General features: G+C 62.5%; 15 protein-coding genes. 10 read left to right on the top strand and 5 right to left on the bottom strand.

Features of this window, described 5'->3' with window-relative positions; translation table 11 throughout:
• Nucleotides 1-193: 193 nt before the first annotated feature.
• From GQA94_RS13355 to GQA94_RS13365, 3 genes are all read right to left on the bottom strand, one after another.
• A complete protein-coding gene (locus GQA94_RS13355) occupies nt 194-1,597 on the bottom strand; it encodes an efflux transporter outer membrane subunit (protein ID WP_158188482.1) in 1,404 nt (467 codons plus the stop codon).
• Entirely contained in the window at nt 1,594-4,764 is a 3,171-nt protein-coding gene (locus GQA94_RS13360; RefSeq protein WP_158188483.1) for an efflux RND transporter permease subunit, read from the bottom strand. The genes GQA94_RS13355 and GQA94_RS13360 overlap by 4 nt, the downstream gene beginning before the upstream one ends.
• 98 nt (nt 4,765-4,862) lie before the next feature.
• Nucleotides 4,863-6,092 (bottom strand): efflux RND transporter periplasmic adaptor subunit, encoded by a 1,230-nt coding sequence (locus tag GQA94_RS13365; protein WP_158188484.1) that lies wholly within the window; start codon nt 6,090-6,092, stop codon nt 4,863-4,865.
• Between GQA94_RS13365 and GQA94_RS13370 the strand changes: the two genes are divergently transcribed.
• The gene (locus tag GQA94_RS13370) at nt 6,091-6,282 is read left to right on the top strand and encodes a hypothetical protein (protein ID WP_158188485.1); all 192 of its coding nucleotides are present in this window, start codon (nt 6,091-6,093) and stop codon (nt 6,280-6,282) included. The two genes, GQA94_RS13365 and GQA94_RS13370, sit on opposite strands and share 2 nt — an antisense overlap.
• 106 nt (nt 6,283-6,388) lie before the next feature.
• Here GQA94_RS13370 and GQA94_RS13375 read toward each other — a convergent pair whose 3' ends face one another.
• On the bottom strand, nt 6,389-7,306 hold the full coding sequence (locus GQA94_RS13375; protein WP_158188486.1) for a LysR family transcriptional regulator: 918 nt from the start codon (nt 7,304-7,306) through the stop codon (nt 6,389-6,391).
• A 262-nt stretch (nt 7,307-7,568) separates the two neighbouring features.
• Between GQA94_RS13375 and GQA94_RS13380 the strand changes: the two genes are divergently transcribed.
• The 8 genes from GQA94_RS13380 (at nt 7,569) to fdhE (ending at nt 17,293) form a co-directional block, all read left to right on the top strand.
• Nucleotides 7,569-8,585, top strand: coding sequence for a zinc-dependent alcohol dehydrogenase family protein (locus GQA94_RS13380; protein WP_158188487.1), 1,017 nt, complete (start codon nt 7,569-7,571; stop codon nt 8,583-8,585).
• A 102-nt stretch (nt 8,586-8,687) separates the two neighbouring features.
• Entirely contained in the window at nt 8,688-9,545 is an 858-nt protein-coding gene (locus GQA94_RS13385) for an SDR family oxidoreductase (RefSeq protein WP_158188488.1), read from the top strand.
• Between the two features lie 24 nt (nt 9,546-9,569).
• Nucleotides 9,570-10,562: a Ku protein gene (locus GQA94_RS13390; RefSeq protein WP_158188489.1), complete on the top strand. Its 993-nt coding sequence runs from the start codon at nt 9,570-9,572 to the stop codon at nt 10,560-10,562.
• Nucleotides 10,563-10,577: 15 nt separating this feature from the next.
• Nucleotides 10,578-11,495: a non-homologous end-joining DNA ligase gene (ligD, locus tag GQA94_RS13395; RefSeq protein ID WP_158188490.1), complete on the top strand. Its 918-nt coding sequence runs from the start codon at nt 10,578-10,580 to the stop codon at nt 11,493-11,495.
• Between the two features lie 158 nt (nt 11,496-11,653).
• The gene (gene fdnG, locus GQA94_RS13400) at nt 11,654-14,734 is read left to right on the top strand and encodes a formate dehydrogenase-N subunit alpha (RefSeq protein WP_158188491.1); all 3,081 of its coding nucleotides are present in this window, start codon (nt 11,654-11,656) and stop codon (nt 14,732-14,734) included.
• Nucleotides 14,734-15,669 (top strand): formate dehydrogenase subunit beta, encoded by a 936-nt coding sequence (fdxH, locus tag GQA94_RS13405; RefSeq protein ID WP_158188492.1) that lies wholly within the window; start codon nt 14,734-14,736, stop codon nt 15,667-15,669. Before fdnG ends, fdxH begins: the two co-directional genes overlap by 1 nt.
• On the top strand, nt 15,666-16,355 hold the full coding sequence (locus GQA94_RS13410; RefSeq protein WP_158188493.1) for a formate dehydrogenase subunit gamma: 690 nt from the start codon (nt 15,666-15,668) through the stop codon (nt 16,353-16,355). The genes fdxH and GQA94_RS13410 overlap by 4 nt, the downstream gene beginning before the upstream one ends.
• Nucleotides 16,352-17,293 (top strand): formate dehydrogenase accessory protein FdhE, encoded by a 942-nt coding sequence (fdhE, locus tag GQA94_RS13415; protein ID WP_233270160.1) that lies wholly within the window; start codon nt 16,352-16,354, stop codon nt 17,291-17,293. The genes GQA94_RS13410 and fdhE overlap by 4 nt, the downstream gene beginning before the upstream one ends.
• A gap of 4 nt (nt 17,294-17,297) precedes the next feature.
• On the opposite strand, the gene GQA94_RS23260 is transcribed toward fdhE, so the two are convergent.
• Complete coding sequence (locus tag GQA94_RS23260) at nt 17,298-17,462, bottom strand: hypothetical protein (protein ID WP_199270044.1); 165 nt, start codon at nt 17,460-17,462, stop codon at nt 17,298-17,300.
• A gap of 334 nt (nt 17,463-17,796) precedes the next feature.
• Between GQA94_RS23260 and GQA94_RS13420 the strand changes: the two genes are divergently transcribed.
• Nucleotides 17,797-19,809: an alpha-1,4-glucan--maltose-1-phosphate maltosyltransferase gene (locus GQA94_RS13420; protein WP_158188494.1), complete on the top strand. Its 2,013-nt coding sequence runs from the start codon at nt 17,797-17,799 to the stop codon at nt 19,807-19,809.
• The last annotated feature ends 124 nt before the right edge of the window (nt 19,810-19,933 follow it).

Below are 19,933 nucleotides of genomic sequence, written 5' to 3' on the forward strand. Positions count from 1 at the left end.
ATTTTGGTTGGTTGGCATGACGTCCGAAGACGCGATTGAGCTTCAACGGGACCTTATGCCAAATAAGCCGAACCACCTGAAGCGCTTTCGCGAAAAATTCACGATTGGATGAGCGGGAGCGGGCATGGATCACACTTTGCCCGCTTCGCCCCGGCAACCGCGCGTCGAGCTGGCGACGCAGGGCTGCCAGCGATCAGCTGCTGGCGAGCTGCCAACCGCCGCCCAGCGCCTTGTAAAGGGCGACGATACCCCGGTACAGATCGACTTCAGCCACGGCCTGCGCGTCCTCGGCGGCGAGGCGTTCACGCTCTGCATCGAGCAGCACCAGGAAATCCACGGTGCCTTCGCGGTAGCGGATCTGCGCCTGTTGTGCGGCGGCCCGGCTGGCATTGGACTGACGCAGCAATGAGAGCAACCGCTCCTGGGCGTGTGCATAGTCACTGAAGGCATTCTCCGATTCCTCCAGCGCAAGCAATACCTGTTGCTCGTAGTTCGCCAGCGCGCCCTCGGCCTGCGCTTCGGCACCGCGCAGCCGGGCGCGTACGCTGCCCATGTCGAACGCCGCCCAACTGATACTGGGCGCCGCGCCCCAGGCCTGTGCGGCGCTGGAGCCAATCTGCGAGCCACGGCCCGCGATGAATCCAAGGAACCCCGACAGGCTGACCCGGGGAAACAGATCCGCCGTCGCCACGCCGACATCGGCAGTCGCGGCCGCCAGTTGCCGTTCGGCCGCGAGAATGTCTGGGCGCCGTCGCAGCAGTTCGCCGGGGTCGCCGATTGGCAATGCCTTGGCGATTGCCGGCAGCGCCCGTGAAGACAGGTCGACGCTAAGCTGATCCGGACGCTGGCCAAGGAGGGTCGCGATTCGATTGCGGGCACGGGTCTGTGTCGCCTGCAACAGGGGCAGGCTGGCCTCGGTGGCCGCCAGTCGGGCGTCGGCGCGCAGCACGTCCAGTTCGCTGCCCATGCCGGCGTCGCGCAACTGCTCGGTCAGTCGATGGGAGTCACGTTGGTTGTCCAGATTCTGCCGAGCGATACGTTCACGCAGTTGTGCGCCACGCAGCTGGCCGTAGGCATCGACGAGTTCGGCGATCAGGCTCACCTGCAATTGGTAAAGCTCGGCTTGCGCGGCCTCGCTCTGCGCCTCGCTCGATTCGATTCGCCGCTGGATGCGCCCGAACAGGTCCAGCTCCCATGCCATGTCCAGGCCCAGGTCGTAGCGTTCGATGCTGCTTCGCTCATCGCTGAAGCCCGGCTGCTGCGCCTTGCCATACTCGGCAGTGGCACCGGCGGTCACGGTTGGAAAGCGATCATTGGCCGCGTCATCGCGAATCGACCGCGCCGCGCGCAGCCTGGCGAAGGCGATGCGCAGCTCTCGGTTTTCCGACAATGCCTCACCGACCAGCGCATCGAGCGTCGCGTCTTCGAACTGGCGCCACCAGGCGGATTCGAAGTGCGCGCGGTCGAAGCCAGCGGTACTGGCCCGCTCGATCCGGGCGGGCTGCGTTTGCGGCGCGCGATAGTCCGGGCCGACGGCGCAGGCGGTCAAGGCCATGAGCGCCGCCAGCAACAACGGAGTGGTGATAACGGCCTTCATGCATGTGCCTCCTTCAGTACAGCCTTGTTCGCTTCACGCTTCTCGACGAAAGCGCGAATCACCAGATAGAACACCGGGGTCAGCAGCAGACCGAAGAACGTCACGCCGAGCATCCCGCTGAACACCGCGACCCCCATGGCATGGCGCATCTCCGCACCGGCGCCGCTGGACAGCACCAGTGGCACCACACCCATGATGAAGGCGAAGCTGGTCATCAGGATGGGGCGCAGCCGCAGCCGGCAGGCTTCCAGTATCGCGGTCAGCCGGTCCATGCCTTCCTCCTGCTTGTCCTTGGCGAACTCGACGATCAGGATGGCGTTCTTGCAGGCCAGCCCCACCAGCACGATCAGGCCGATCTGAGTGAACACGTTGTTGTCGCCACCGGACAGAATCACCCCGGTGATGGCCGATAGCAGGGTCATCGGTACGATCAGAATCACCGCCAGCGGCAGACTCCAGCTCTCGTATTGAGCCGCCAGCACGAGGAAGGCCAGCAGCACGCAGAGCGGGAAGACGAACATCGCGGTGTTTCCGGCCAGGATCTGCTGGTAGGTCAGCTCGGTCCATTCATAGCTCATTCCGTTCGGCAATTCGGCCTTGAGCAGGCGTTCCATGGCGTCCTCGGCCTGGCCGGAGCTATAGCCTGGCGCCGCCGCGCCGTTGATCTCGGCGGTCAGGAACCCGTTGTAATGCATCACCCGATCGGGCCCGGCGCTGTCGCTGACCCTGACGAACGTCGACAGGGGAACCATCTCGCCACGGTCATTGCGAACCTTCAGCTGGCCGATCTGTTCCGGCGACAGGCGAAACCGCTGTTCGGCCTGAACGTTGACCTGATAGGTACGGCCGAAGCGGTTGAAGTCGTTCGCGTACAGCGAGCCGAGGTAGACCTGCATGGTGTCGAAGATCTGATCGATCGCCACGCCATGGGTCTTGGCCTTCTCGCGGTCTATATCGGCATCCACCTGCGGCACGTTGACCTGATAGCTGGTGAACAATCCGGCCAACTCCGGATAGTCGGCGCTCTTGGCGATTACGTTCTGCACCTGGGCGTACAGTTCTTCGTAACCGAGGTTGCCTCGATCCTGGACCTGTACGCGGAAGCCGCCGATGGTCCCCAGGCCTTGTACCGGTGGTGGCGGGAAGATCGCGAGATAGGCTTCCTGAATGCCCGCAAACTGGCCGTTCAGCTCGCCGGCAATGGCGCCGGCGGACATGTTTTCCTCCTTGCGCTGGTCGAAGTCTTTCAGCGCCACGAAGACGATGCCGCTGTTCGGGCTGTTGGTGAACCCGTTGATCGAAAGGCCGGGAAAAGCGATGGTGTTTTCAACGCCGGGGTGCTTGCCGGCGATGTCGGACATCTGCTTGATCACGTCTTCGGTGCGGTCCAGGGTGGCGGCATCCGGTAGCTGCGCGAAGGCGACCAGGTACTGCTTGTCCTGCGGCGGTACGAAGCCTGTCGGTGTACTGGCAAAGCCCATGTAGCCGAGCGCCACCAGGCCGACATAGACCACAAGCGCGATACCGCTGCCGCGAAGGATGCGTTTGACCGCGCCGACATAGCCATGGCTGGCACGCTCGAAAGCGCGGTTGAAGGGGGCGAACAACCAGCCGCCGAACAGTTTGTCCAGCACGCGCGAGAAGCCGTCCTTCGGCGCATCGTGGGCTCGCAGCAGCGCGGCGGCCAGGGCCGGCGACAGGGTCAGCGAGTTGAAGGCCGAAATCACCGTCGAAATGGCGATGGTCAGCGCGAACTGCTGGTAGAACTGTCCGGTGAGGCCGGAAATGAACGCGGTCGGGATGAACACCGCGCACAGCACCAGCGCCGTCGCGATGATAGGCCCGGTCACTTCCTTCATTGCCTGCTTGGTCGCTTCGACTGGCGTCTTGCCCAGGCCGATATTGCGCTCGACGTTTTCCACCACGACGATGGCATCGTCCACCACGATCCCGATTGCCAGCACCAGGCCGAACAACGACAGCGCATTGAGCGAAAAACCGAGCATGTGCATCACGGCAAAGGTACCGATCAGTGATACCGGAACGGCGGCGAGCGGAATGATCGAGGCGCGCCAGGTCTGCAGGAAGAGGATCACCACCAGCACCACCAGCACGATGGCCTCGAGCAGGGTGTGGACCACCGCTTCGATGGAGCCGCGCACGAAAATCGTCGGGTCATAGACGATCTCGTAGTCCACGCCCTCGGGGAAATCGCGCTTCAGCTCGGCCATACGGGCCCTGACCGAATCGGAAATCTCGATGGCGTTGGACCCGGGGCGCTGGAACACCGGGATGGCGACCGCGGGTTGGTTGTTGAGCAGCGAGCGCAAGGCGTATTGGCTGGAGCCCAACTCGATGCGGGCAATGTCTTTCAGCCGAGTGATCTCGCCGTCGTTGCCGGCCCGCACGACGATGTTCTCGAACTCTTCTTCGGTGACCAGGCGGCCCTGGGTGTTGATCGACAGCTGGAAATCGGTGGCACCCGGTGCAGGCGGTGCGCCGAGCGAACCGGCGGCGACCTGGCGGTTCTGTTCGCGGATCGCGCTGACCACATCGGTTGCGGTGAGGTTGCGTGAAGCGACTTTGTTCGGGTCGAGCCAGACGCGCAGCGAATAGTCGCCCATGCCGAACAACTGCACATCGCCGATGCCGTCCAGCCGCGCCAGCTCGTCCTTGACGTTGAGCGCGGCGTAGTTCGACAGATACAGCATGTCGTAGCGCTCATCGGGCGAGGTCAGGTGCACCACCATGGTGAGGTCCGGCGATGCCTTGTCCACCGTCACACCAAGGCGCTGCACCTCGGTGGGCAGCGTTGGCATGGTGCGGGTCACACGGTTCTGTACCTGAACCTGGGCATTGTCCAGGTCAGTCCCCAGGGCGAAGGTGATGGTCAGGGTCAGCTTGCCATCGGCCGTTGCCTGTGACGACATGTAGAGCATGCCCTCTACGCCGGTGATGGCCTGTTCCAGTGGCGAGGCAACCGTTTCACCGATCACCTTGGGGTTGGCGCCCGGAAAGTTGGCCCGTACGACCACCGTGGGCGGCACCACTTCGGGGTATTCGCTGATCGGCAACTGGAACAGCGAGATGGCACCCCCGATGAGGATCACCAGGGACAGCACCGCGGCGAAGATCGGCCGCAGGATGAAGAATTGCGAAAAATTCATGACGCACTCCGGGTCTGAGGGTGCGCATGACGCACCCTGACGGAATCGGTTTCGGGTTGTGCGCCGAGGCGCACGGTCGACTGGGGCCAGGCGTGTGCTCAGCTGTTCGGACGGCGCGCCACGCCGCGCTCAACGACCTGCGGCTTGAAGGCTGCGGTGATGGCGCGATGCTGTTCCTTCAACGCGGCCAGGGTGTCGGCATCGGCCATGGGCACATTTTGTGGCTCGACGGTCGCGCCTGGGCGAACCCGCTGCAGGCCGTTTACGACGATGGTTTCGCCTTCGCCCAGCCCGCTGCGTACGATGCGCAGGCCTTCGAGCTTGGGGCCCAGTTCGACCGAGCGGTAGTTGACCTTGCCATCGTCGCCGAGCACCAGCACGAATTTCTTGCCGAGATCGGTTCCCACGGCGACGTCCTTGATCAGTACGGCCTCATAGGTCGCGCTGCCCACCAGTTTCAGCCGTGCATAGAGCCCGGGCGTGAAACGGCCCTCACGGTTATCGAAGGCGGCGCGACCCCGTATGGTGCCGGTACGCGGATCGACCTGGTTGTCGATGAAGTCCATGTAGCCCAGGTGGGGATGCCCGTCCTCGCTGGACAGGCCGAGATAGACCGGCGTCGCCTCGCCGCGCGTGCCGTTGCGCGCCAGCTCGCGGTACTTCAGGTAGGTACGTTCGTCCGCTTCGAAGTAGGCGTAGACCTTGTCAGTGGACACGACGGTGGTCAGCAAGGCCTCGCCGGCGTTGACCAGGTTGCCGGCGGTGATCAGGGCGCGCCCGACCTGGCCAGCGATGGGCGATGTCACGCGGGTGAAGCTCAGATCCAGCCTGGCCGCTTCCAGTTGCGCCTCGATGGCTGCAACGGCTGATTTAGCCTCGCTCGCCGCGCTGACACGGGCATCGGCCAGTTCCGCGGAGATGGCGTTATTGGCCCGCAACCGCTCACCACGCTGGGCTTCGCTGGCGGTGCGTTGCTGGGTGGCGCGGGCTTGTTGCAGCTCGGCTTGCAGGCGTTTCACCTGTGCCTCGAACGGCCTCGGGTCGATCTGGAACAACAGATCGCCTTTGCTGACCCGCGCGCCTTCCTCGAAGGCGACCCTGTCGATAAAGCCCGACACCCGCGGGCGAATCTCCACCGACTCCGGTGCTTCCAGGCGGCCCGTGAGCTCATCCCATTCGGTGACCTGCTGTTCGATGACCTCGGCCACGCTGACCGTGGGGGCCGGCATCGCCGCTTCGGTGGCTTCCGGCGCTTGTCCGCAAGCCCCAACGAGGGCAGCGGCAACCGCGACCAAGGGGTAACGCAAGGCTTTGAGTGAACGTTCCATGCTTGACTCCGCAACTCGGGTTTTTATCGATGGCGGGAGTGTGCAGGGCGGCTTCGCGATGCAGAAATCGAACGAGGCGAATGTGAATATCATCCAGGATGATGATGCGAATCGCAGCATCGATGGCGCGAGAGGAGAGAGTCGTGCCGGCTGTGGCAGGATCGTCGTCCGGCTACATCGGGAGGTGTGACGGCGCGGTATATAGAATGGCTAAAGCGGGGTAGGCCTCGGGCGCGCTTGGCCGGGCTTGCCGGTTCGCCGAGTGTGCTGCGCAGCCGGAGACGTCGGTGCGGGGGTCAGAGGCTATCGGGGTCGCCGACGAACATCTGGATACGCGAACGCAGCCAGCGCTCGGCCGGGTCGTTGTCTTGCGCGCCGCGCCAGGCCATGGACAGTTCGAAATCCTGGCTGGTCTCGAACGGCAGCGGCTCGGCGCGCACGCCCCCATTGGCCGCCAGCGCTGCGGCCGCATAGTCCGGTACTGTCGCGACCAGGTCGGTGCCGGCCAGCAGGCTTGCCAGGCCGTTGAACTGCGGCACGGCCAGCACGACTTTGCGCTTGCAGCCATGCAGCGCCAGTTCTTCGTCTATATACCCGTTGAGGTCGCCTGCGAACGACACCATGGCGTGCGGGCGCGAGCAGTAGTCTTCCATGCTCATGCGCCCTGGAATGGTGTCGGCACGCAGGAGCATGGGTTTCGGGCGGCGCAATACCTTGCGCTTGGCGTTGGCCGGCAGTTCCTCGGTATAGCAGACGCCGACCGATATTTCTCCGGACGCCAGCAGCCCCGGCATAAGCAGGTAATTGGCGCGCCGCACCACCAGCACCACGCCAGGCGCTTCTGCCCGGATGCGTCGAAGCAATTGGGGCAGCAGCGCGAATTCGACCTCGTCGGTCAAACCGATACGAAACACCAGCTCGCTGGTGGCCGGATCGAAGGTGGATGCGCGGCTGACCGCTGTCGAGATCGAATCCAGTGCGGGGGAGAGCAGACCGGCGATCTCCTGCGCGCGCGCGGTTGGCTCCATGCTGCGGCCCGTGCGCACGAAGAGCGGATCGTCGAACAGCGTGCGCAGGCGTGCGAGTGCGGCACTGATCGCCGGTTGACCGAGGAACAGCTTTTCCGCCGCCCGGGTCACGCTGCGCTCGTGCATCAGCGTTTCGAAGACGATCAGCAGGTTCAGGTCCACACGGCGAAGGTCGTTGCGATTCATGCCATTCACTTCAAGCAGGGGTCTAACCAAGGGTACGGTCGACCTATGGGGTGCGGTGCATTCTAGACAGATCGCGATGACCTCGGCATGTCCATTTCCGCTTTGCAATGACACAAACCTGCAGGTTGTGATGCGGCTTTACATACACGAGATCATCATTCCGGCGCATGGCGACTATCGAGCGGAATGCGGGAATCGCGGCTGGAGTTGTGGCGACGGTGCAGATAGAGTCACTAACACAGTAGTAATCGAGGGGTCTTTCATGTCCCGTATCATCCGTTTCCATCAGTTCGGCCCTGCCGAGGTCCTGCGCTATGAGCAGCAGGATATGCCGCGGCCCGGTCCCGGCGAAGTGCTGATCGCCGCGCGTGCCATCGGCATTAGCTGGAACGACGTGCTGTGGCGACAGGACCTCGCACCGCGTCATGCGCGGCTGCCCTCCGGGCTGGGCTCCGAGATCGCCGGTGAGATCCTGGCGGTGGGCGACGACGTGGACGGTTTCGCGATCGGTGACGCGGTCGCAAGTTTCCCCGGCCATGATCTCAACGAGTATCCCCTGTACGGCGAGCATGCGCTGTTGCCGTACACCTCGCTGGTGCACTATCCCGACATGCTCAGCCCTGTCGAAGCCAGCATTCACTACACGCCGGCGCTGGTGGCCTATTTTGCCCTGGTTGAACTGGCGCAGCTGGAGCCTGGGCAGTATGTGCTGGTGACCGAGGCCCGCCATTGCACTGGCCCGACCGCCGTGCAGGTGGCCAAGGCGCTGGGCGGGCGAGTGATCGCCACGTGCGAGACGGCTGAAGACCGCGACTTCCTGCGCGAGCTGGGTGCCGAGACGGTGATCGTGACCGAGGAAGAGGATCTGGTCGGGCGGTTGCAGAAGATCACCGCAGGCGCCGGCGTGGAGGTCGTGCTCGACGCCTGCGGCGGGTCGCAGATGAAGCTGCTCGGTGATGTGATCGCACCGCGTGGCAAGCTCATTCTGTACGGGCTCAACGGTGGCAACGAAACGGCGTTTCCGGCATGCGCGGCGTTCAAGAAGAATTTCAAATTCTTCCTTCATTGCCTGTGTGATTTCACTGGCCAACCGGAGCTGGGCATCAAGCAGGACCGCGAGGCGGTCGAGCGTGCGCTGCTGCATATCAACCAGCTCACCGCCGATCGGTTGATCACGCCACAGGTCGACAAGGTGTTTGGCTTCGATGAGGTCATCGAAGCGCATCGGTACGTCGAGACCGGTATTCCCCGGGGCCGGGTCGTGCTTCGCGTGGATTGAACAGGGCCCGCTGTGCGGGCCCTCTCATCGCTTCACAGAAACTTTTCCCTCGTGGTTCAAGTCCTCCGAAGACAGGTTATTCACCTTGACGGAGGATTTTGCATGGCCGATGAAAACCAGACCCTACCCCCTCAGGAACAACCTGAGCCCGGTAAGGAAGACTTGATGAACCCGCGCCCCGAGTTTCGCGGCGAAGATTACAAGGCCGCCGGCAAACTGCAGGGTAAGGTTGCGATCATCACCGGTGGCGACAGTGGTATCGGTCGCTCGGTCGCGGTGCTCTATGCCCGCGAAGGGGCTGATGTGGCCATCCTCTATCTCGATCAGCACGAGGACGCACAGGAAACGCGTCGTGTGGTTGAAAGCCATGGCCGTCAATGCCTGACCTTCGCCGGCGACGTGGCTGATCGGGATGTGTGCCGCCAGGTTATCGACGAGACCCTGGCCGCGTTCGGCAAGCTCGACATCCTGGTCAACAACGCCGCCGAGCAGCATCCGCAGAAAGGCCTGGAAGACATCAGCGAAGAGCAGTGGGAGAAGACCTTCCGCACCAATATCTTCGGCATGTTCCAGATGACCAAGGCCGCGCTGCCCCATCTCAAGGAAGGCGCAGCGATCATCAACACCACCTCCGTGACGGCCTACAAGGGCAACCCGATGCTGATCGATTACTCCTCGACCAAGGGCGCGATCGTCGGCTTCACCCGGGCCTTGTCGATGAACCTGGCCGAACGCGGTATCCGCGTGAACGGCGTGGCGCCCGGGCCGATCTGGACACCGCTGATTCCGTCCACCTTCGATGCGGACAAGGTCGCCGAATTCGGCGCCAACGTGCCGTTCAAGCGCCCGGGCCAGCCCGATGAGGTGGCGCCGGCCTACGTCTACCTGGCCAGCAGCGATTCTTCCTATGTCAGCGGCCAGGTCATCCATGTGAACGGCGGTACGGTGGTCAACGGCTGATCATCGTTCGACAGGAGAAAGGTTATGCCTCGCACGATATGGAAGGGCGCCGTCAGCTTCGGTCTGGTTCATATTCCCGTCGCACTGGTTCCCGCCACGACACGGCAAGGGATCGATTTCGACTGGCTGGACAAACGCAGCATGGACCGGGTGGGCTACAAGCGCATCAACAAGACCACCGGCGAAGACATCGAGAGCGAGAACATCGTCAAGGGCGTCGAGTACGAGAAGGGGCACTACGTCGTGATCAGCGACGAAGAGATCAAGGCGGCGCACCCGAAGGCGACGCAAACGGTGGATATCGTCGCGTTCGTCGATGCCAAAGACATTTCGTTTCTCTATATCGATACGCCGTACTACCTGACGCCCGACCGCCGCGGGGAAAAGGTCTATGCGTTGCTGCGTGAAACGCTGGTCCAGACCGGCAAAGTGGGAATTGCCAACGTGGTGCTGCGCAACAAGCAGCACCTCGCGGTAGTCATGCCGCTGGGCAAGGCGCTGGTGATGAATACGCTCCGCTGGGCCGACGAAGTGCGTGGCGTCGAGTACCTCGAGATGAAGGACGAAGCGCTCAACGCCGACCTCAACCCGCGCGAGCTGGACATGGCCAAGCGACTGGTCGAAGACATGACCGAGGAATGGAACCCCGAGCAATACAAAGACACCTTCCAGGACCAGATCATGGATCTGGTGGAAACCAAGGCGCGCGAAGGCAAGCTCGAAGCCGTTGGCGGGCCGGAGGAAGCGGTCGATCGGCGCAGCGCCGACGTCATCGACCTTACCGAGTTGCTCAAGCGCAGCCTGGCCGGCAAGACCGCCAGCAAGGCCGTACCGGCCGAGGAAACCGACGAGCAGGCCGACGAAGACGAGGCGCCGCGCAAGCGCACGACCGCCAAGGGCACCGCCAGCAAAGCCAAGGCGGAGCCCAAGGCAGCGCCAAGCAAAGCCTCCGGCAGCAAGGCCTCGAGCGCACGCAAGAGCGCTGCCAGCAAGTCCAGCAGCAAGAAAGCCAGCTGACCTCGCGAGGTACCCATGGCCGGCAAGTCCGACAAAGCCAGCCGCCCCGATGTGGGCGGCATCGGCATCAGCAATCCACAACGGGTCATCGATGCGCGAAGCGGCGGCACCAAGCTGCAGTTGGCTGAGTACTACCTGGCCGTGGGCGACTGGCTGGTGCCGCATCTGGCCAACCGGCCGCTCTCCATCGTTCGCGCCCCCGAAGGGGTGGATGGGGAACGTTTCTTCCAGCGTCACTGCGGGCGTTTGAAAATGCCGCACATGCGTGTCCTGGACAAGTCCCTCGACCCGGAGCACGCGCGGCTGATCCAGGCTGACAGCGTCACCGCTGTGGTCGAAGCGGTCCAGATGGGCACCGTCGAGTTTCACACCTGGAACGCTCGCAGTGACCGTATCGATCGACCGGATCGCATCGTCTTCGACCTCGATCCGGACCCTTCGCTGCCGTGGTCGAGGATGGTCGAGGCAACCTCGATGACGCTGGACCTGCTGGCCGAACTGGGGCTCAACGCATTCCTCAAGACCAGTGGCGGCCGTGGCATGCACGTGGTGGTGCCGATCGATCGCCGGCAGGACTGGGACTGCGTCAATTCATTCGCCCGTAGCGTGACGGCGCGTCTGGCCAGCGATTTTCCCGAGCGGATCGCCGAGAAGATGGGGCCGAAGAACCGTGTCGGGAAAATCTTCGTGGACTACCTGCGCAACCAGCGCGGCGCCAGCACGGTCGCGGCGTATTCGGTTCGCGCGCGCCCCGGCTTGCCGGTATCGGTGCCCATTGCCCTCGATGAACTGGAACGGATCAGCGGGGCGGATCAGTGGACCATCCACAATCTGCCCGAGCGACTGCAGGCGCTGCCAGGCGACCCCTGGGCCGACTATGGGGCGACGCGACAGTCCATTTCTGCCCGGTTGTTGACTCAGCTCAACGCCTGATTCGACCGGTAACCTTTCCAATATCGAAACTCAAGCTAGCCTTGAACAGGCGCAGCGAACATGCGCCGCCCCCGTTGATCGCGCTGCAGGAACCATTGCAGAGCCCCCGCAGTCGATCATCCAGATGGGGAGATCATAACGAGTAACAGGAGATACCGATGACCGTGCGAGTATCCCGGCGACAGTTCCTGAAGTTCGGTGCGGCTGGTGTAGGCGCATCGAGCATGGCCATGATGGGATTTGCGCCTGATGAAGCCGTTGCGTCAGTTCGTCATTTCAAACTGACCGGCGCAAAGATTGCCCGCAACATTTGCACCTACTGCTCGGTGGGCTGCGGCATGTTGCTTTATTCGCGCGGCGATGGCGCCGCCAACGTCATCGACGACATCTACCATGTCGAGGGCGACCCGGATCATCCGGTCAGCCGCGGCTCGCTCTGCCCACGTGGGGCCGGGGTGCTGGACTTCATCAAGAGCGAATCCCGGGTCAAGTACCCGGAAGTGCGTGAGCCGTTCACCAACGAGTGGAAGCGCATCAGCTGGGATGAGGCCTTCACGCGCATCGCTCGCCACATGAAAGATGATCGCGACAAGAACTTCGAGACCCACGACGAGCAGGGGCGGCTGGTCAATCGCTGGATGACCACCTCCATGGTGGCGGCTTCGGCCTGCACCAACGAGACGGCCTACATCACGCAGAAGATCACCCGGGCACTCGGCATCCTCAAGCTCGACAACCAGGCGCGCGTTTGACACGGACCAACGGTGGCAGGTCTTGCCCCAACATTTGGTCGCGGTGCGATGACGAACCACTGGGTCGATATCGCCAACGCTAACGTCATTCTGTCGATGGGCGGTAATTCGGCTGAAGCGCATCCGGTGGGCTTCCGCTGGGTCATGCACGCCAAACAGCGCAGCGATGCGATCCTGATTTCCATCGACCCGCGTTTCAATCGCACCACGGCGGTTGCGGATTATCACGCGTGGATCAGGACCGGCACCGATATCGTCTTCCTGGGCGGTTTCATCAACTACCTGATCGAATCCGACCGCTACGCTCACGAATACGTACGCGAGTACACCGACGCCCGCCTGATCGTCGCCGAAGGGTTTGGTTTCGATGAAGGGCTGTTTACCGGGTATAACGAACAGGACCGAACCTACGACCGCGAGACCTGGAACTTCGAACTCGACGAGCGCGGTTTCGCCCGTGCCGATCCGACGCTGCAGCATCCGCGCTGCGTATTCCAGCTGATGCGCCAGCATTACAGCCGGTACACCATCGAGCAGGTCGAGAACGTCTGCGGCATGCCTCGAGAGAAAGTGCAGCAGATCTGGGACCTGATGGCCCAGACCTCGGCGCCCGACAAGACCATGACCATCCTCTACGCGCTGGGATGGACGCAGCACACCATCGGGTCCCAGATGATTCGTTGTGGTGCGATGGTGCAGCTGCTGCTTGGCAACATGGGCATGCCCGGCGGCGGCGTCAACGCGCTGCGCGGGCACTCCAACATTCAGGGCCTGACGGACATCGGTCTGCTGTCCAACCTGTTGCCTGGCTACATGAACCTTCCGTCCGTCGATCTGCAGAACTATGCCGACTACATGAAGACGCGGATCAAGCCGCCCTTGCTGGAAGGCGAGGTGTCGTACTGGAAGTTCTACGAGCGCTTCTTCGTCAGTCTGATGAAGGACTGGTACGGCGATGTCGCGACCGTCGAGAACGACTGGTGTTATGACTGGCTGCCTAAACTGTCCGAGCCGATCTACGACGTCCTCTATGCCGTCAACGACATGACGCTGGGCAAGATGACCGGCGCGTTTTGCCAAGGCTTCAACATTCTGGCGGCGTTCCCGAACAAGGCCAAGGTCATGGACGGGCTGTCGAAGCTCAAGTATTTCGTGATCATGGATCCGCTCAAGGTCGAGACCGGGGAATTCTGGAAAAACTTCGGCGAGTACCACGACGTCGATCCGTCGAAGATCGGCACTGAGGTCTTCCGGTTGCCGACCACCTGCTTTGCCGAAGACGACGGTTCCATCACTAATAGCTCGCGCTGGTTGCAATGGCACGAGAAAGCGGCGCCAGGGCCTGGCGAATCGATGACGGACACCGAAATCCTCGGTGAAGTGATGCTGCGGATCAAACACCTCTACGAGCAGGAGGGTGGCGCCTTCCCCGATCCGATCCTGAACCTTTCCTGGAACTACAAGGACCCCAAATTCCCCAAGGCAGCGGAGCTGGCCCAGGAGTACAACGGCAGGGCACTGGCCGACCTGACCGACGAGGCGGGCAATGTCGTTCGGCGCAAGGGCGAGTTGCTCAAGGATTTCAGTGAGCTGCGCGCAGACGGCTCGACCGCATGCGGTTGCTGGATCTATTCGGGTGCCTGGACCGAGGAAGGCAACATGATGGCCCGGCGCGACAACAGCGATCCGTACAACACCGGTAACACGCTGGAATGGGCCTGGGCCTGGCCGATGAACCGCCGGTTGCTCTACAACCGTGCCTCGGCTCGACCGGACGGTACGCCATGGGCGCCGAACAAGGCGTTCGTCTGGTGGAATGGGGAGCGCTGGACCGGGGCGGACGTTCCGGATTTCCCGCTGACTTCGCCGCCGTCCCAGGGCGTGGGGCCTTTCATCATCACCCAGACCGGGGCCGGACATCTGTTCGCCTCGGAATGGCTGAACGAAGGGCCGTTCCCTGAGCACTACGAACCGATGGAGACTCCCATCGACCGAAATCCGATGAACCCGGACAATCCGCTGGCGCTCAATAACCCGATCGCGCGTGTCTTCGAGCAGGATCGGGATTCGTTCGGTTCCAACAAGGATTTTCCCTACGCGGCAACGACATACCGCCTCACCGAACATTTCCACTACTGGACGACCCACGCGCGGCTTAACGCCATCGCCCAGCCGGAAAAGTTCATCGAGATGAGTACCGTGCTGGCCGAGGAACTGGGTATCGCGGCGGGCGAGCGGGTGAAGGTCACGTCCAAGCGGGGCTTCATCACGGCGGTCGCCGTGGTGACCAAGCGGTTGGTCCCGCTGCAGATCGACGGCCGTACCGTGCACCAGATCGGGATTCCGATCCATTGGGGCTTCAAGGGTGTCGCGAAAAAGGCGCACCTGACCAACACGCTCACGCCGTTCGTGGGTGATGGAAACACGCAGACGCCGGAGTTCAAGTCGTTCCTGGTGAATGTGGAGAAGATTGGAGGAGCCGTCTGATGCGTGGTGACCAGATCAACCTGCAAAACATCATCGCCCGTTCAGCGACCACCACCCCCTCGCCGCAGGTGCGGCATGGGGGCGTGGACAAGGTCACCAAGCTGATCGATGTGTCGGTCTGCATTGGCTGCAAGGCGTGTCAGGTGGCGTGTTCCGAATGGAACGACCTGCGCGACGAGGTCGGCGAGTGCGACGGGACCTACAACAACCCGCAGGACCTGACGGCCGAGTCGTTCGAGGTCATGCGCTTCAGTGAATACGAGAACGAGCAGGGCAACCTCGAGTGGCTGATCCGCAAGGATAACTGCATGCATTGCGCCGAGCCGGGCTGCCTAAAGGCCTGCCCGTCGCCAGGCGCCATCGTGCAATACGCCAACGGTATCGTGGATTTCAACTCCGAGCACTGCATCGGTTGCGGTTATTGCGTGGCCGGCTGCCCCTTCGATATCCCGCGTATCTCCAAGAAAGACAACAAGGCTTATAAGTGCACGCTGTGTTCGGACCGGGTCTATCACGGGCTCGAACCCGCCTGCGTGAAAAGCTGCCCAACCTCGGCGATCATGTTCGGCACCAAGGACGACATGCTCGACTACGGTGCCCATCGGGTCGAACATCTGAAGGGACGGGGCTACGAGAACGCCGGCATCTACGATCCACCGGGCGTTGGCGGCACGCACGTGGTGTATGTGTTGCAGCACGCCGACAAGCCGGAGATCTACAGCGGTCTGCCCAAGGACCCGCATATCAGTCCGACGGTCGAGCTGTGGAAGGGCGTAACCAAGCCGATCATGTCCGTGGCACTGGGCGTGTCGGTGCTGGCCGGGTTCTTCCACTACGTGATGAAGGGGCCCAAGGAGGAGCCCGAAGACGATCCGGACCCTGAGCTGGCAGCGCGCGACCGAGCGCTCGATCGTCGCGAGGAGGACCGGTTATGAGCCATTCCAACGTCAAGTACGGAATCCTGCGTTACGGATGGTGGACAAGGGTCAATCACTGGCTCATCGCGATCACCTTCGTCTTGCTCACCCTGAGTGGCCTCGCGCTGTTCTATCCAGCCTTCTTCGGCCTGACCGCGCTGTTCGGCGGGCCGGAGCCGACCCGAATCGTGCACCCCTATATCGGTGTGTTCATGTCGCTATTCTTTATGATCCAGGCGGTGCGCTTCTTCGGCGACAACCTGATCCGGCGCCATGACGTGCAATGGGTCCGGCAGATTGGCGACGTGCTCAGCAACCGCGACGAGCGTTTGCCGCCCGTGGGCAAGAACAACGCCGGTCAGAAGCTGGTGTACTGGATTTTCCTGGCCACGGTGCCGATCCTGCTGATCACCGGCATCGTGCTCTGGCGGCCCTGGATCGCCGATGACATGCCGGTCTGGGCCCTGCGCTGGGCGGTGATGATTCATGCGATCACGGCGTTCGTTGCCATCATCACGCTGGTCATCCACGTCTACTCGGCGATCTGGGTGAAAGGCTCGGTCCGCGCCATGACGCAAGGCCGCGTGAGCCATGCCTGGGCACGCCACCATCATGGTTTGTGGTACGAGGACATCATGCGCAACAACAAATCCGATGCTCAGAGCGCATCGCCGACAAGCGAAGTGCAGGATCGTCGCCCATGAATGGAGCTGCAGTGAATCATGCTTATGGCAGTGCGCCTTCCGGGATCATGGAAGCGCCGCATGTGACGCTTCCCGACGCCAAGGTTTTCAGTAAACGGGCCACCCGACTGAGGGAGCTGGTGGTACAGGTCCCGTCGCTGGATGAATTTCTCGCCTTCATGGCCCGGCTGGTACAGGCCCAGCATCAGGTGCTGAACGATCACGAGCCGGCGTGGCGCCCGGCGGCCGGGGCATTCGATCAGGCGCTGAAACATGGGATGCCGCCGCTGGGCTTCCAGGCGTTGCGTCGTGACGTTGGCTGGCAACACGACCTGCTCGCGCTGCTCGATGCCGTTGAACTGCACGTGGGGACGCGTCAGCGCCCCTTGCTCGGCACCTTGCGCGAAATGCCGCCTGAGCAGCGCGACGCACTGGCCGATGATGTGTTCGAGATGCGCCCCGGTAACGAGGCCACCCGAGCCTTGCTTCCGTTGGTGGCCGCAGCGCTGCAGGTCAGCTGGGTTCGCATGGCCATGGGGCTGCCCGACGCTCCCACGCGTCCGACGGGCGAGGCGAAGACGCTGTGCCCCTGTTGTGGCGCCGCGCCGGTCGCGAGCGTGGTGCATAACGAGCGCCATCGCAGCGGCGTGCGCTATCTGCATTGTGCGATCTGCGCGACAGAGTGGCATCTGGAGCGCATCACCTGCAGCGCATGCGACACCGGTGGCAAGTTGCTCTACCTGTCGCTTGATGACGACCAGGGCAAGCCTTTCCTGCCTGTCCAGGCGGAAGCCTGCGGCGAATGCCACAGCTACCTGAAACTCATGCAGCGTGAACTTCATGGGCGCGCCGAACCGATCGCCGACGATCTCGCCAGCCTGGCCCTGGACTTGCTACTGGCTGAGCAGGGCGAGTACGTACGAAGTGGCTACAACCCGTTGCTGATCACCGCCGACTAGCGTTTCAGGTGGGCTCCGGCTCTTCGTCGGCGACCGCCTGGCCGCCAAACGGGGTGCCGGGTTTGTAATCGTCGAGATCGTCGGGGCAGGGCAGCTGCGGCAAATCGCCCGGTCTGTCGTGCACGACGGGGTCGGGTTGCGGTACATCGGGGCGTGCATGCGGAGTCATGGAGGTCTCCATCCATCGTGATAACCACACCAGCAATAGCGCATGGCGGGCAGGGTGCAAGTGCGTCGCCACCCGTCGCGCCTGGCGTGTCATTGATTACAGACTGTTTTGCATGCCCCGCCCGAGTTTCCGACGTCCGTCAGCCAAGGGCGTCGGCTGGCCCCGTCGCAGCCTGTTCTGCTGAACTTTTAGACCCTCCGTTGGCTCGGAAGAACAGAGCCAGTGAAAGCCTGCCGAGCCGGTTCTCACACGGTAAACCCTATCCTGACGGTCCCGCTCTTCGAGCGGTTGGGTTTGCTGTATCGCAACGATCAAGGCCCCAGGAGCCCGTTCGATGATCGAGTCACAGCCCCACGCAACGATTCACCCCCGACTTGAACAGGCGTTGAAGATGCCGCGTATTGCCATCGAGGCGACCGAGCCGGTGCTCGATGGCGGTCGATTCGCTGCCAAGGCCATCATCGGCCACCCGGTGAACGTGACCAGCAAGATCTTCGCCGACGGTCATGATCAGCTGGCCGCTGCGATCTGCTGGCGCACCCGGGACGAAACCGGATGGCGTCGCGCCCGCCTCAAACTGATCGGTAACGACATATGGGAGGGGCATTTCACGCCAACACAGGTTGCCGGTCATGAGTTCATGATCGAAGCCTGGTGGGACGTGTACGAAACCTACCGTTACGAGCTGTCCAAGAAGCACGCCGCCGGTGTGCCGGTCCAGTTGGAGCTGGAGGAGGGCCGCTTGTTGCTGGAGCGCGCAAGCGGTCGTGCCCAGGGCGAAACCAAGGCCATCATCGATGACTTGCTGCATCGCCTGAGCACCGCGCATCTGGATGACGAGCGCGTCTCGGTGATGCTCGCCGACGAAACCGCCGCGGTCATGGCCGATGCGGACCCGCGCGAGCATTGCAGCCAAAGCCCGGTCTTCGCGCTGGACGTCGAACGCCCACTGGCCCAGTTCGCCAGCTGGTACGAGCTGTTTCCTCGCTCCGAAACCGACGATCCGAATCGCCATGGCACCTTTCGCGACGTCCACAAGCGGCTGCCGTCCATCCGCGACATGGGCTTCGATGTACTCTATTTCACGCCGATTCACCCCATCGGTCGCAAACACCGCAAGGGCCGCAACAACAGCCTGGACGCAGGACCGCACGATCCGGGCAGCCCCTATGCGATCGGCAGTGAAGAGGGCGGCCATGACGCGGTGCATCCGCAATTGGGCACGCTGGAGGACTTCCGGGAGCTGGTCGCGGCCGCGCGTGAGCATGGCCTGGAGATCGCCCTCGACTTTGCCATTCAATGCTCTCAGGATCACCCCTGGTTGAAAGAGCACCCGGGCTGGTTCTCCTGGCGCCCTGACGGGACCATTCGCTACGCCGAAAACCCGCCGAAAAAGTACCAGGACATCGTCAACGTCGATTTCTACGCCGAAGACGCCATGCCGGACCTGTGGATCGCGTTGCGTGACGTCGTCTGGCATTGGGTCGAGCAGGGCGTCAAGATCTTCCGGGTCGACAACCCCCACACCAAGCCGCTGCCGTTCTGGGAGTGGATGATCGCCGATATCCGTGAACGCGATCCGGATGTGATGTTCCTTGCCGAAGCCTTCACCCGTCCGGCGATGATGGCGCGCCTGGGCAAAGTCGGCTTCAACCAGAGCTATACCTACTTTACCTGGCGCAATAACAAGGCGGAGCTGACCGAATACCTCACTGAGCTCAACGAGCCGCCGCTGCGCGATTGCTATCGCCCGAATTTCTTCGTCAACACACCGGATATCAACCCGTTTTTCCTTCACGACTCAGGACGTCCCGGGTTTCTCATCCGCGCGGCACTGGCCACCATGGGCTCAGGGCTGTGGGGTATGTACTCAGGCTTCGAGCTGTGCGAGTCCGCGGCGATCCCCGGCAAGGAGGAATACCTGGACTCTGAGAAATATGAAATCCGCCCGCGTGACTATCACGCGCCCGGCAACATCATCGCCGAGATCGCGCAGCTCAATCGCATCCGCAGGCAGAACCCGGCCCTGCAGACCCATCTCGGGTTCAAGGCCTACACGGCCTATAACGACAACATCCTGTACTTCGGCAAACGCACGCCGGACCGCTCCAATTTCATTCTGGTCGCCATCAGCCTCGATCCGCATAACGCACAGGAAGCGCATTTCGAGTTGCCCTTGTGGGAACTCGGGTTGCCGGACCACGCCGAGACGCGCGGTGAAGACCTCATGAACGGGCATCGCTGGACGTGGTACGGCAAGACGCAATGGATGCGCATCGAGCCCTGGTACCAGCCGTTCGGTATCTGGCGGTTGACCGCCGACGCACCCGATCCGGACTTAAAGTAAATTCTAGGTTACGGGTAGTTATCGTTATATTTCAATCAGATATAAGATATACCTAGAGTTAGTCTCAAATACTGAAGCTCTTAGTCAGGCTCCACCCGACACCTCACAGGGGCGGGTTATGGAG

This window comes from Stutzerimonas stutzeri (assembly GCF_009789555.1).
GTDB lineage: Bacteria > Pseudomonadota > Gammaproteobacteria > Pseudomonadales > Pseudomonadaceae > Stutzerimonas > Stutzerimonas stutzeri_R.